The organism is Flavobacterium aerium (assembly GCF_030766725.1).
GTDB classification, from domain to species: domain Bacteria; phylum Bacteroidota; class Bacteroidia; order Flavobacteriales; family Flavobacteriaceae; genus Flavobacterium; species Flavobacterium aerium.
In genome coordinates this window covers 50,776-65,927 of the sequence record NZ_JARQWR010000005.1, presented here as the reverse complement: position 1 = coordinate 65,927, position 15,152 = coordinate 50,776, and the positions used below count along the sequence as shown (strand labels likewise).

The window sequence follows — 15,152 nt, the reverse complement described above, 5'->3', positions numbered from 1 at the left end:
ATGATTAAATAATTTTCATTAACATTCTAATACTAAAAATAATAACTAAAAAAGCTACTAATAGTAAGGCTATCTTTTGCGGTAATTTCCCTGCCAGTTTTGCGGCTAATGGTGCGGCTATAGATCCACCAATTATTAATCCCAAAATGATATACCAATGACTTACTCCTAAAGTAACAAAAAAAGTAATGGTAGCCGCCAATGTCACAAAAAATTCTGCTAAACTTACTGTCCCTACTACATAGCGTGATTTTCGTCCTTTGGCTAATAAAGTGGATGTTACAATAGGTCCCCAACCTCCCCCGCCAAAGGCATCAAAAAATCCTCCAGAGAATCCTAAAATTCCGGTATGTTTTACTCTTTGTTTTACCTGATTTTTGCGGAACGCAATTACAATCAACCTCAACCCGATTATCATTGTATAGGTAGAAAGAATAGAATAGGTCACTACTTCGTAAGTAGTACCAAGATAGTTTAATAAGGATGCTCCACTTACTGCTCCGATTACTCCGGGAATAGTGAGCCAAATGAGCAGTTTCTTATTGACGTTTCCAAATTTATAGTGTGAATATCCACTTATGGCACTGGAAAACATTTCGGCAGTATGGATACTTCCACTTATAGCGGGTAACCTAACGCCTAATAGCATCATACTCGTTGCACATGTTACTCCATAACCTAATCCAACAGCTCCATCTACCATTTGAGCAAAAAAACCAATGAGTAACATTCCATAAAATTCATTTGGAATTTCCTGTAGATGTACTTGTAAATCCTGAAAAGATACAATAGTCGACAATCCATATCCTATAAATAGGGTGATGAATAATACTGTAATATTGAATGCTAATTTCTTATATTTTCTTCCTTCTTTTTGTTCCGTTTTGGACTGTCCCAATACCGCTGTAGCTTGATTTAACGCGGTTAGCTTAGTTTGTAAATCGCCTTTGTGTTTACTTCTAAAAGAATTCAGATTTTCAATACTATCATTGATGTCTTGCGGAATTGCTTCTTCCAAATGTTCTCTTAATCTGCGAGCTAATACCGGTGATTTTCCATTGGTAGAAATAGCTATTTTTAAATTGCCTTTATTCACAATTGATCCCAAATAAAAATCACACAATAGTGGCTGATCGGCTACATTGACTAATATTCCTTCTTCATTTGCCAATACCTTCAATTGTCGATTCAATTCTGTATTTTCAGTCGCTATAATAGCAAAATCAATATCTGCAAAATCGGTTTCACCCACTGCTCTTTCATGGGTTACAATGTGTGGATACTTCCTTAAAAACTTTTTGAGTTCCACACTAATTTCTTTGGCAACTAATGTCAAGGCTATAGCAGGGTTCTGCTTGAGTAATGTTTCTGTTTTCTCTAATCCTATTTTTCCTCCACCCACAATTAGAAATCGAAAGGTATCCGTTTTTAAAAATATAGGGAACAATGTGTTTTCCATCTAGTGTTTATTATTGTTCTTAAAATCTATTTTATGAAATACGGTAAATCGTATTATATCTCGATTGTAAAATTCATACCCAGAAGCCCGTTGCTGATACCAGTTTAAATAGCCCGCTTCTATGGAAAGCTTAGGCGTTATCTTATAATTTAAAGCTAGGTATACACGGTTCTGATCAAATACGTTTTTTACAATATTTCCTCCTGTATTAAAATGAACCTCATCCATAACCCGTACAGAAAGCAAATCCCTTTGTTGTTGCTTTGATTTCAAAATAGGAATTTCAAGTCCTATTTGATAACGAAATCTGAAATTCCCGAAAGTATAGCCCGTTGTTAATTCACCATTAGCCGTATTATGAAAATACCGTGCTTCTGCTTTATAACGGTGAGATAATATTCCAAAGCTCAATTTCTGTTTGTATACAAATTCAATATTGGGTCGTAGTTCTGGAACAATCAAATTACTCGTCGATTCAGGATCATTTGGGCTTTGCAGAAATACGGTCATTCCTACGGATGTATTCCATTCTTTTCCAAGATTCCGATGTAATTCTGTTCGAAATAACAACTGATGTTGTGCCAAGGGGTCAATAAAATGACGTTCCTGAACTTCACTAACCAAATACCAATTAGCACTGAATGAAACAGTCGTATTGTAGCCATACCATATTAATTGCTGATGGGTTACTTCTTTACTTTGTTGTGAAAAAACGACATTCGTTTGCAGAAGCAATACTAAAGCTGATCCTTTAAAAAAGAATTTCATTTTTAATTCGCAAAAAATCTTCGATGTGTAAAATCTCCAAAAGTTTCATTTTCAATTTTTGCTTCAACATATTGTTTCAACAAATCATCTACTTCCACTAGAATCTGATCTTCTTCAACCTGTTTTTTATACAACTGATTCAACCGTGTTCCAAATCGATCTCCTCCCAACATCAAATTATACTGTCCTGGTCCTGTTCCTACAAAAGCAATTTCTGCTAAATAAGGTCGCGCACAACCATTGGGACAACCCGTCATTCTAATACTGATTTCTTCATTCTCCAATTGATATTTTTCTAATATTGGTTCTATTTTAGTAACCAACTCTGGCAAATAACGTTGTGCTTCAGCAAGTGCCAAAGGACAAGTAGGCAATGCCACACAAGCCATTGAGCTTTTTCGTAAAGCACTATCTTTCTCTTCTACACCATAACGAACTAACAGCTCTTGTATCTTTTCTTTGTCTTCTATTGTTATGCTTCCTAGAATCAAATTCTGATTACATGTAAATCGGAAGTCATTTATTCCCAATTGTGCTAGCTCTGATAATAGCTGTTTTTGATCTGTTTTTACAACACCATGCTCGACAAACAGCGTATAGAACCAATCTTTCAGATTATTTTGTTGCCATCCGTATCGGTCGTTACGTTCTGTAAATTCATATTCTTCTGCAGGTGCCAAGGCAAATCCTATCCTTTTTTCCAGTTCCTCCTTGAAGACATCCAGTCCCATTTTATCAATCGTATATTTCAATCGGGATAATTTTCGATCACTACGATTTCCATAATCACGTTGTATCGTCAATACTTCATAGACTGCTTTCATCGTTTTTTCTTCTGTATCAGTAAAACCAATCACCGAAGCTATTCTGGAATACGTATTCGGATTACCATGTGTCGTGGCCAATCCTCCACCTACAGCAATGTTAAAACCTTTGAACTCATTGTTTTTTATAATTGCAATAAGCCCTATATCATTGGCAAATACATCGACATCATTGGAGGGTGGAATTGCAATTGCAATTTTAAATTTTCGCGGTAAGTAGCGGTCTTCGTATAGCGGATCCGCTTCACTAGAGCGTTCATATACTTTTTCATCGTCAATCCATATTTCATAGTATGATTGTGTTTTAGGTAATAATAAAGTGGATATTTTATCTGCATAAGTATAAATCTCTTCAAATAGAGGGGATACCTGTGGATGAGAGCTTGTAATAACGTTTCTATTTACGTCCCCACAGGCTGCTATTGAATCCAACTTTGCAACTAAAAATCCTTGAATTGTTGGGCGCAATTGGTGTTTTAATAAACCATGCAATTGCACTGTTTGACGGGTTGTTATTTTTAATGTTCCCGTTCCATATTGTTCTGATATTTCATGAATCGCTAGCCATTGTTCTGCCGAAATCACTCCTCCCGGAATACGCAATCGAATCATGAAAGAATAGAGTTTGTCTAATTTTTTTGCAGCACGCTCTACTCTACGGTCTCTGTCATCTTGAACATACATCCCGTGAAATTTTACCAATGCTTCATCATCTGCTCTTACATTTCCGGTATGATTATCTTGTAGGCTTTCTTTTAATGTGCCTCGAAGTCCATCGCTTTTTGTTTTTATTATTTCTATCGGTGATAATTTATCGCTCATCTTGTTTTCTTTTCTATCGATTAATACACATCTTTTTGATATCTCCCCGCTACTTCCAAAGCTTCAATTCGTTCTTTTGCTTCAGCAATTGACAACTTATTTTCGGCAGCAATAATTTCAATAAGGGTTTGTTCTACCTCTTCACTCATTGGACTTTTTTGCCCACATACATATACATAAGCTCCTTTTCCAATCCATTCATTCAATTCTTTTGCATTTTGTTTTAATCGATCTTGAACATAAATTTTCTCTTTTTGATCTCTTGAAAATGCTGTATCTAGTTTGGTCAACACTCCAGTCGACAACCATTCTTGAATATCGGTTTGGTAATAGAAATCGGTTACAAAGTGTTGTTCTCCAAATACCAACCAGTTTTCTCCTTCTGAACCGGTTGCATCTCGATGAGCCAAAAAGCTTCTGAATGGAGCAATCCCTGTTCCGGGTCCTATCATAATAATCGGTGCATCTTCCTCTGCTAATTTGAAATTCTGATTGTGGTGGATGTAAAAATCAATTTCACGATCCAATTCAAAATCTGCTAAAAACTGTGAGCATAGACCTATTTTATCCAATCCGTTACTTTGAAACTTATGTAAGTTCACTGTCAGATGAACCTGTTCTTCATGTGCTTCAACCGCTGAGGCTATAGAATATAAACGAGGTGCTATGGGGTTTAATAATACTATTATTTGCTCTGGAGTTACAGTATCTGGTTTTGAATATTTTTTTAAAAATTCAATTAAATCTAGTTTCTCTTCTGTTATTGCTACGCCAAATAATTGTGCCAATCCTTGCAGCGATTTTTTGTTTAATCCTCTTATGTTTTTATGTAACAGATGTGCTTCCCATTCCGTTCCACTAACTGCCAATAGTTGAGTCAAAGATTCTATCTCTTGTTGGTTATTCTTAGGATAAAGCCCCAAAGCATCACCGGGTTGATAGTGTACTACTTCTCCAGTAGTAATCTCTATATGATAGGTTTCTTTATTCGATCCACGATCATTTAAAATCACTTTATGCGTAACAATTCCTTTATATGATTTCTTAACGGGTGTTACAGTAACTGCTTTCTTATTTTCAATTGCATCTACTGTTCCTCCATCTTGAAGAACTTTTACCACTGTATTAGACCACGACTGTACAGCCTGAGCATAATCGACATCTACTTTTTCCAAAGGCACAACACTCAGAGCTCCAAGTTTGTTCAATTGGGTATCAATATCTACACCGGCTTGACAGAATAATGGATAAGACGTATCTCCTAATCCTAAAACAGCATATTTTGTGTTTTTAAAATGAAATGTTGATGCTGCTAATTTTTCGTAAAATCCGACAGCATTTTGCGGTAGTTCTCCATCTCCTTGTGTGCTCATTATAATAATCAGAAATTCTTCTTTTTCAATTTTATCAAATGGATACTGTAGGGTATCAAATACTTTCGCTTGGATTTTATTCTTCTTTAATAGGGCTTGCAACTGACTGGCTACTTTCTTTGAGTTTCCTGTTTCAGTACCATAAATAATGGTTGGTTTTATAGAAACAGTAGGTGCAGCTACTATACTGTTTTCTTTGCTTTCATTTTGCCCCAAGTAACCTGATATGTATCCATTTATCCATACTAGTTCTTCTCTTGTATAGTCTTGAATTAAATGTTTAAAGGGTATTAATTTATGATCCGATAGCATATTGATACAGTGTTGAATGGTTATCAAAATAGGAGTCTTTTTCTTGGTTTTCTTTTACCCAAGAATACTTTTCATGCAAATGCACCACCTTCCCCACAATGATTAATGTGGGTACAAATTCAAAATCAGTCAAAGCATCGGGGGTTATATTTTCAAAAGAAAAAATTGACGTTTTCTGAAAAGGAGTAGTCGCTTGTTGTACTACAGCAATGCCTTTACTGTTATCAATTGAATAGGAAGCTAAAGTGGAAGCCAAGGTTTCTAATTTTTTACCACTCATATAAAAAACAAGTGTATCTTCTGTTGAAGCCCAATCCTTCCATTGATGTGGTGTGATAGAATCTAAATCAAAAAGGGTTAAAAATCGTACTCCACGAGAATGTTCTCTTGCCGTTAAAGGGATTCCAGTATAAGCTGCGGCTCCAAATGCAGCAGATATTCCCGGAATGATTTCATACGCAATCTGGTATTTCACTAATACTTCCAATTCGTCCAAAATATTAGAAAACAAAGAGGCGTCTCCTCCTTTTAATCGTAAGACCAACTTATTCTGAAGAGCAAATTCTACCATCAATTGATTGATCTCTTCCTGCGGGGTGTGAATACCTTTCGAGCATTGTTTTCCAACATAAATCACGAGTGCATCGCTTCTTTTATTGTCTTCAATTAATTCTGGTGATACTAAACGATCGGTGAGTATAACATCGGCTATCTTCAAATATTTTAATGCCTTCACACTAATTAAGTCTGGATCACCTGGCCCTGCTCCTGCCAAAATAACTTTTCCTTTTTCAGTAATTCTCATGGTATTTTTTATTTAAAACAGGTCTTCTATCGAAAGATAACGTTCCCCTGAATCGTAATTAAATGTTAGTATATTCGCTCCTTCTGGGAGTTCATTTATTTTTTTTGCTATTGCTGCCAGCGAAGCTCCCGTTGATATCCCAACTAAAATCCCTTCTTGTTTGGCTGTATTGCGCGTATAGGTATAAGCTTCTTCTTTTTCAATTTGAATGATTTCATCAATTAGTTCTCTTTTTAAAACCTTTGGGATGAATCCAGCTCCAATACCTTGAATTGGGTGTGGCCCCGGATTTCCTCCACTCAATACTGGAGATAGTGTTGGTTCTACAGCGAACACTTTCAAATTTGGAAATTGTGTTTTTAATACTTCTGCTACCCCTGTAATATGGCCTCCTGTTCCTACTCCTGTAATCAAATAGTCTAATCCTTCTGGAAAGTCTTTTATAATTTCCTGAGCTGTTGTTTTCTTATGAATTTCAACATTTGCAGGATTATCAAATTGTTGTGGTGACCATGCATTTGGAATTGTAGCGGTCAACTCAGCAGCTCTTTCTATTGCTCCTTTCATTCCTTTTTCCCTCGGTGTCAACTCGAATTCAGCGCCGTAGATTGCCATTAATTTTCGACGCTCAATACTCATTGACTCGGGCATGACCAGAATAATTTTATATCCTTTTACCGCTGCTACCAGTGCTAAGCCTATTCCTGTATTTCCCGATGTAGGTTCAATAATTACACTCTCTGGTGTCAATAATCCTTTTTGTTCTGCATCTTCAATCATCGCTAATGCGATACGATCTTTAATACTGTTTCCTGGATTTGTTCGTTCTAACTTTAACCAGACATTATGCTTGTTCCCAAAAAGGTTATTAATCTTTACACTGGGTGTATTTCCTATTGTTTCTAATATTGTATTTGCTTTCATTGTATTCTTTTTTTTGTTTCGTACCTGATGGTTTAATTTAAAAACATCAATGCACCTACTGTGTTTAAACTTGTTTCGTCAATTAAAATCGCATTTCCATTTTTCGGATTATCGACAAAATGATCGTAAAAAAGAGGTTGATTTGTTCGAAAAGTAACTTGGGCAATATCATTCAACTGGATGGTATCACTGGATGTAAATTGCCATTGATTTACATCCCATCGTTGATCGATGGATTGAATTTTCACTCGAACTGTTTTAAAACGGTGCTGTAAAATATATGTCTTTCCTAATTGTAAAGGAGTTGTATCCAGCCAACTAATCCATGACCCCAATTGGTTTGCTGTTCGTGGTTGCTCTGTTATTTTGACAATGGTATCACCACGGCTACTGTCGATATTATCTTCAAAGTGCAATACGATATTTTCTCCTGCTTTGGCAAAAGCGACAACTTCTTGTTTCTTTTCAATTTTAGATATAACGGTTGTAATGCCCGAAGGAAAAATCTGAATCGTATCTCCTACGGCATAGGTACCGCTTAATACCAATCCTGCATAACCTCGATAGTCATGGTATTCATCTCCTTTAGGCCGAATCACCCATTGCACCTGAAAACGCGCTGCAAGATTTTCATTGGAATGAATTTCAATTTCTTCTAGAATCTGTAACAAAGCTTTTCCTGTATACCAAGATGTATTTTGAGATTTCTCTACAATATTATCTCCTTGTAGCGCACTTACCGGTAGGTATACAATCTCATCAAAATTCAAGTGTTCTTTTATTGTTTCAAAATCATTTTTTATAGACTCAAAAACAGTTTCAGAATATTCGACTAAATCAATTTTATTGATTGCCAGAATTGCTTTTTTAATTCCCATCAAAGAGCTAATACTAGCATGGCGTTTGGTTTGTTCTGTAATTCCTTTTCGAGCATCGATTAGAATAATAATCAAATCGGAATTTGAAGCCCCAGTAATCATATTACGGGTGTATTGTTCATGTCCGGGTGCATCGGCTATAATGAATTTTCTTTTTTTCGTAGAAAAATATTTATAAGCCACATCTATTGTAATTCCTTGTTCTCGTTCTGCTCGTAATCCATCTGTAATTAAGGATAAATCGATGGTCACCCCTTCCAGTTTGGTTTGTTTTTGGAGTATTCCTAATTGGTCGGTATGAATACTATCGGAATCATATAGTAAACGCCCTATTAAAGTGCTCTTTCCATCGTCTACATTTCCTGCTGTTATAAATTTTAGTGTTTTCATCTTTCCTTGTTTTTAAAAATATCCTTGTTTTTTTCGATCTTCCATTGCAGCTTCTGAGAGCTGATCATCCAATCGGGTTTGTCCACGTTCGCTAATTCGGGTTTGAATAATATCTTGAATGATATCTTGGACCGAAGTTGCATTGGATGGAACAGCTGCCGTACACGTCATATCGCCTACGGTTCTGTATCGTACGCGTTCTGTTGTTACAATATCTGTGGGTAATGGCTGAATGAATGTTGATGTAGCGACCAGTTTATCTTGAAAGACAATACATTCTCGCTCATGTGCAAAATAGAGGCTTGGAAGTTCTATCTTATATTTTTCAATATAATTCCATACATCGAGTTCAGTCCAGTTGCTGATTGGGAATACACGAACATTGTTTCCTTTATGTACTTTCCCATTGAGAATATCCCATAGCTCTGGTCGTTGTAGTTTCGGATCCCATTGTCCAAAATCATCTCGAACTGAAAAAATGCGTTCCTTAGCTCTTGCTTTTTCTTCATCTCTTCGGGCTCCGCCAATGCAGGCATCAAATTCATGTTCTTGAATTACATCAAGTAAAGCATACGTTTGTAAAGAATTTCGGGAAGGGAAACGTCCTTGTGTTTCTTTTAAATTGTATTTTTCGATACTTTCTTCTACAGAACTCACAATCAATTTTTCTCCTATTTCTTTTACAAAAGCATCTCTAAAGGCAATTGCTTCTGGGAAATTATGTCCTGTATCTACATGAACTAATGGAAAAGGAAATTTTCCTGGACGAAAAGCTTTTAAAGCTAGATGTGCTAAGATTATCGAATCTTTTCCACCAGAAAATAATAAAGCTGGTTTTTCAAATTGCGCTGCTGTTTCGCGAAGGATATATATCGCTTCATCTTCTAATTGATCTAAATATTGCTTTGAATCATTCATCGTATTTTCATTTTTCATTCTTACTGTTATCGGTGTAATCCACATTCTTTTTTCGTCGTATCTTCCCACCACCATCGTCCTGCTCTAAAATCTTCTCCTTCTCGGATGGCTCGTGTACAGGGCGCACAACCGATGCTTACAAATCCTTTGTCGTGAAGCGGATTATAGGGTATTCCTTTTTGTTTGATATAGTCTTTCACGTTTTCTAAGGTCCAATGCAACAAAGGATTGTATTTGTATAATTGATATTCTTCATCCCATTGTATCATTTCTAATGTGTTTCTATTTGCTGATTGTTCTGCTCGCAACCCTGTAATCCATACCTCAGCATCTTGTAAAGCTCTTTTCAACGGTTCTACTTTACGAATTTGACAACATCGCTTTCGCAGCTCTACAGTTGTATAAAAAGGATTAATTCCGTTTTCATTGATAAAATTCTCTAGGGTTTCTGTTGCTGGATAGTAGGATTTAATTTGTTTTTGATAGCGTAGATTGGTCTGATCCCACAAAGCATAGGTTTCGGGAAATAATCGACCTGTATCCAGTGTAAAAACTTCTATATTGGGTATTTTATCCGATAGAATAAGATCTGTAATCACCTGATCCTCCATACCAAAACTGGTTGAAAAAACAATTTTACGTGATGTACTTTCTGATAAATCTCTCAGATTTCTTCCTATGTCTTGACTGGTTAATAAGCGATTAAGAGTGTTCGTATTCATGGATAATGTTTGATTTTGGATAAAAAAAAAGCCTCTTGAAATCAAGAGGCTTTGAAAAAGTTAATTATATACTATCTCATTTATAGCTATAATACAACAATACGCCTCCTGTGTATCTACACATGCAGCACATCATCATATTGTTGAAAGAGATTGTATTAAAATTATTTTTCATGGTGTTCATTTATATTTTCAATGTATTGTAAAAAAAAAGCTCCTCATTTTCATGAGGAGCTTTGCATATTTAAAAAGTTTTAATTCACTTTAGACCATAGCAGAGACTTCCTCATTTTCTGAGAAGCACATACACATTGTCATACATAAAACTTGATTTGTCATTTTTTCTATTCTATTTGAATGGTGCAAACTTATAACATTTTTTAATTACGCTCCAAATAAAATATTTATTTTTAACGTATCTTATTTTTAAAAAAGCAGGAAAAAGAACTATTTTTTATCAAAAAACAGTTGAAAACACTCCTTTTCGTTTACTTTTTAAATTATTGTTTTTTAAAGAATATCTTTCTCATTATCATTATAAAATGTGTCAATATTCTTCAAATTAGGATCAATGCATAAGCGAATTGGTTTACTGGTCATTCGTATTTTTCCGATTACTTGATTATTTTTAAGGTTAAAAATGTAGGTTACCATTTTTCCTTTTTCATCATAAACACCAATATCAATCGTTTGATCATTCATAATAAGTGTACGTTTCCCTACATTATTTTCACTGTATTTTTTACTATTGACCAAAAATGAAACTTCATATTCCTTATCGGAAACTTTCCTACTGCTTACGGATTCAATTTTGGAAGTATACGTGATAATCTGCTGAAACATTTCGTTTATTTTTGGATGCAAATCAATTGGTGAGATTTTGTATATCTCATTTAATAAATCCTGCGAATCAGCTCTAGGCTTCGGATAAGCATGATTATCAAGTAGTAATTTCAAGGCTTTATTGACCTTATCTTCTCCAATCAATAATCGCAGTTGATGCATCATAACCATACCTTTGTCATACGCTAAATATGGAGTATCATAATGTGTTTTGTATACAGGCATTTCATCCGTATAACCACGACTACTCAAATACAGATCCAGATGTACTTTCAAGGATTCAAGCGCAGCTTCTTTTCCATGTGTTTTTTCATAGAGCATAAGTTCAGTATACTGGGCAAGCATTTCTGTTAGAATTATTCCACCTTCTTTTTCTTCTGGGCTTAACTGTGCATTTCCCCACCATTGATGTGAAAATTCATGTCCTGTTAATTGATTCAACACATCGGCTTTCGTCTTATTATTGTAATTGCTAAAGAAACCAAAATTTTCTTTCATATAGAGTGTTGTAGGATAGGCCGTTGCAGCAAATCCCTCTACAAAGGCTGAGATTTCAGCATATCGTATTACCTTCTCTGGGTATTTCCCAAAGTTACTTTCACAATAATCCAATGCCTGTTTTGCGGCAGTGATAAGATTATCTACATTTCGTTGATGTTGAGCATCAAAATATACTTCAATAGTAGTCCCTTTATACTGTTCTTTTTTAACTTGATATTTAGCGGAAGAAAACGCAAATCGAAAAGGTATTGGATGGGCCGTTTTATAATGAAAATAATTGCGATTCTCTACCTTCCATTCTTTTATCAAATCTCCTAACCCAATGGCTATTTGATCTTCCGATGTAGATATGATGGCGTCTAAATCAATAAAATCATAGGGCACTTTTTCTTTATCTTCTAATTTCTTAAGACTTCTTACAGCACCTAAATTTCGTTTTATACGTTCATTTTTATCTTCAATTTCATTTCCAATCTGATAGCCCAACACAGGAAAATATCGACTCATTCGCATAAAAGATCCATTATCAATAATGGAATTAAATGAAGTATGACCTTGGTAAGATGACCAAGAGGATTCAAAAGTAAATTCCATTTTTAATGAATCATTCGGCTGTAACGGTTGTTCTAATCGATACCATTGGTGTCCATATTCTGATAAATCCTTTATTTTCTTTGCATTTGGAATTATAACTGAGGTTAGCTTTGCATTTTCATCAATATAAAGCAATAAGCTATCTATTTTGACTGATGTTGTATTTACTAATTCGTAACTTCCCTTTACACTATACCGTTGTTCTTCAGGAAACAAATCAACATTTGTTTTTACTTTAGTAATTAGAGGTTGGGGTAAATTCTCATATTTTTTAAATGTCAATTCATAACGTTGTTTCCAATCATTATCACTACTCACTGGACTTAACTTTTCAATATCGGTTTTGTACAAAATAAAGCTCCCAAAACCCCAGAAGAATACTACTCCCAAAAGAAATATTCCTTTTTGCAAAACGTTGTTTTTGGTTCGTTTATAACCCTTTTTAATCGAATATCCTCTGTTTTTCCATACAATACCACTCAAAACAATCAAAATTATAGCCAGTCCACTATTGTATAACATATAACTATGGAATGAAGTTGTATAATTACCAAAGCCATTCATATCGTAATAGGACGTTTTCATCACATTCCCATAACGGACTAAAATATGATTGGCATGAATTAGCTTCCCAAAGCTTGTGCTCACAATAAATACAACAAATGCTGCTATGGATAAGCCCAAATATTTATTTGGGATAAAAACCTGAATGCTGAGCAACAAAACCGCAATTAGTAACATTGGGAGTCCGATGTAATAATACATTGAGAAGTATAAACCAATATCTATCGGGGCATTATTATTTATAATCTGAAATAAGGTTCCAATCAATATACTGCTTGTAATTAATAGTAATGGAATAATGGATAATGTAATTAATTTTGAAAAATAGATACTGTATTGATTACTGGGTGTTGCATTTTCCAACATCTGAAAATTTACTCCTGTACTTCGCCAAAGGAGTTCACTACTATAAAAAATAAGAACGAGAATAATACAAAAAGGAATTACTTTCATAATGGTTGTAATCATTAAACCTGTAGTCGTAATATTTTCTGCCATGCGTGTGCCTCCATCTATTACATCCGAAATCTCAATGATTAACATGGCACTCAGCATAATGATAATTAATAGGAATGGTATTCCTTTGACAACAGACTTTAAATCTATTTTTATAAAACTTATCAGAACCAATCGATTGTGTTTACTCGTTTGAATCACTGGTCTTACAATAGTATAGGGTTTGATCCCTTTACTGTATTGTTCTTCCCATTTTCTCTTTTTATGATACTTGATATTCATTTTTCTGAAAGAAAATAATCGGTATGATATTCCCAAAATCATCAATGAAAGTACAATCCAAAGTATTCGATTAAATAAAAAATTTCCCGTTAATTCAACACCGTGTGTATTTCTTTCAAGAACAGTCCAATAGCGCGTTTGTTCAAAAAAACTAGCCAGACAAAAGGGATCCATTTTGGCTACGAAAGCCATCGATTCAGCCGACGAAGGGGAACCACCTGCAACCAAGGGCGAGTTAGAAAAAATGGATGCGACGATATAAAAGATATAGATAAATAATCCTCCTACATATATAATTAATTTATTTCGTGTAATCCAAGCCAGACTGCATAATACGGAGGCGCATAACAAAATATTCGGAATTGCAATTATCATAAAAGGCCATACATAATGGGATAAGTCAAAAGCACCTAAATCCTCCCGTAATACCCATGGCATGTGATAACCTATCATCATACCAAAAACTAACATACTAAACGATAGTATTCCTACACCAAAAACGGCAATGAATTTTGTCCCTAAGTAAAGTCGTTTGGAGATTGGAGTTGCATAAATAATTACATCCATTTTGCGATCTATATCGCGTAATAATGTTTGGGCAATGAGTATTGTCATAGAGAATATCACTCCTAGTGACATTAATCCTATTATGTAACTAATTACATACGGCGAGTTTCGGTATACTCCTGGAAATGGAAATCCACCCATTGAAGCAGCAAAAAAACCAAGTAAGAAGTAAATTAGAAATGCGGCATAGAACAAAATATTTCTAGTATGATAATGCCATTCGAATTCTAGTAGTTTCTTAAACATGGCTTAGCTTATTTACATTATTTTCTAATAAAATGCTGAAATAAACATCTTCCAAATTAGGTTTTATGGCTACAAAATCGTTTCCAGGATGTGTTGTGGCACTAACATGGATATTCATTTGTCCTGCATAAAGTTGCGCGGAAATAACATTCATATTTGCTTGATACAAAGCCAATTCATTTTTGTGAATTGTTTTCGCCCATAGTGTTCCCTCAATGACTTTTATGGCTTCTTCGGGTTTACATTGAGTAATCAATGTTCCATTCGTAATGATGCCCATATTAGTACATAAATCTCGTACATCTTCTACAATGTGGGTTGATAAAAGCACAATAATATTCTCTCCTATTTCACTCAGCAGATTATTAAATCGATTGCGTTCTTCTGGATCTAAACCCGCCGTTGGTTCATCTACAATAATCATTTTGGGGTTTCCTAAAAGGGTTTGTGCTATTCCAAAGCGTTGGCGCATTCCTCCAGAAAATGTATGAACAGATTTGTTTCTATGTTCCAATAAATTAGTCTTTCCCAACAAACTCATAATCTGTTCTTCCCTACTCTTTTTGTCTACTATTCCTTTCAAAACAGCCAAATGTTCTAATAATTTATAGGCTGATATTTTAGGATATACGCCAAATTCCTGTGGTAAATACCCTAAATTTTGACGCATGAATAATGGATCATTTAAAATATTGATTCCATTAAATTCAATTGTTCCGCTATCAGGTTGTTGTAACGTGGCTATCGTTCGCATTAAAGAAGATTTTCCTGCGCCATTTGGTCCTAGAAGTCCAAACATACCATTGCTAATTTCAAGCGAAACATTATTAATTGCTTGTACTCCATTAGCATATCTCTTGTTGAGATTTGTGATTTTCAACGTGTTCATTTTTTGATGATTTTG

General features: G+C 34.8%; 11 protein-coding genes. All 11 read right to left on the bottom strand.

Annotation, left to right across the window (positions count from 1 at the left end):
• Window positions 1-4: 4 nt before the first annotated feature.
• Window positions 5-1,459, bottom strand: a complete 1,455-nt coding sequence (locus P6733_RS08280; RefSeq protein ID WP_306352225.1) for a TSUP family transporter — start codon at window positions 1,457-1,459, stop codon at window positions 5-7.
• A complete protein-coding gene (locus P6733_RS08275) occupies window positions 1,460-2,227 on the bottom strand; it encodes a DUF2490 domain-containing protein (protein ID WP_306352223.1) in 768 nt (255 codons plus the stop codon).
• Window positions 2,228-2,229: 2 nt separating this feature from the next.
• Window positions 2,230-3,873 carry an NADPH-dependent assimilatory sulfite reductase hemoprotein subunit gene (locus P6733_RS08270; RefSeq protein ID WP_306352221.1) on the bottom strand — a complete coding sequence of 548 codons (1,644 nt, stop codon included), beginning with the start codon at window positions 3,871-3,873 and terminating at the stop codon, window positions 2,230-2,232.
• 20 nt (window positions 3,874-3,893) lie between these two features.
• The gene (locus P6733_RS08265) at window positions 3,894-5,558 is read right to left on the bottom strand and encodes a diflavin oxidoreductase (RefSeq protein ID WP_306352219.1); all 1,665 of its coding nucleotides are present in this window, start codon (window positions 5,556-5,558) and stop codon (window positions 3,894-3,896) included.
• Window positions 5,542-6,363, bottom strand: coding sequence for a uroporphyrinogen-III C-methyltransferase (cobA, locus tag P6733_RS08260; protein WP_306352217.1), 822 nt, complete (start codon window positions 6,361-6,363; stop codon window positions 5,542-5,544). Before cobA ends, P6733_RS08265 begins: the two co-directional genes overlap by 17 nt.
• A 12-nt stretch (window positions 6,364-6,375) precedes the next feature.
• Window positions 6,376-7,287 carry a cysteine synthase A gene (gene cysK, locus P6733_RS08255; RefSeq protein WP_306352215.1) on the bottom strand — a complete coding sequence of 304 codons (912 nt, stop codon included), beginning with the start codon at window positions 7,285-7,287 and terminating at the stop codon, window positions 6,376-6,378.
• Window positions 7,288-7,319: 32 nt separating this feature from the next.
• On the bottom strand, window positions 7,320-8,555 hold the full coding sequence (locus P6733_RS08250) for a sulfate adenylyltransferase subunit 1 (RefSeq protein ID WP_306352213.1): 1,236 nt from the start codon (window positions 8,553-8,555) through the stop codon (window positions 7,320-7,322).
• A 12-nt stretch (window positions 8,556-8,567) separates the two neighbouring features.
• The gene (cysD, locus tag P6733_RS08245; protein WP_306352570.1) at window positions 8,568-9,473 is read right to left on the bottom strand and encodes a sulfate adenylyltransferase subunit CysD; all 906 of its coding nucleotides are present in this window, start codon (window positions 9,471-9,473) and stop codon (window positions 8,568-8,570) included.
• A 26-nt stretch (window positions 9,474-9,499) separates the two neighbouring features.
• Window positions 9,500-10,195 (bottom strand): phosphoadenylyl-sulfate reductase, encoded by a 696-nt coding sequence (locus P6733_RS08240; RefSeq protein WP_306352211.1) that lies wholly within the window; start codon window positions 10,193-10,195, stop codon window positions 9,500-9,502.
• A gap of 510 nt (window positions 10,196-10,705) precedes the next feature.
• On the bottom strand, window positions 10,706-14,248 hold the full coding sequence (locus P6733_RS08235) for a M1 family aminopeptidase (RefSeq protein WP_306352209.1): 3,543 nt from the start codon (window positions 14,246-14,248) through the stop codon (window positions 10,706-10,708).
• The gene (locus P6733_RS08230) at window positions 14,241-15,137 is read right to left on the bottom strand and encodes an ABC transporter ATP-binding protein (RefSeq protein WP_306352207.1); all 897 of its coding nucleotides are present in this window, start codon (window positions 15,135-15,137) and stop codon (window positions 14,241-14,243) included. Before P6733_RS08230 ends, P6733_RS08235 begins: the two co-directional genes overlap by 8 nt.
• Between the last annotated feature and the right edge of the window lie 15 nt (window positions 15,138-15,152).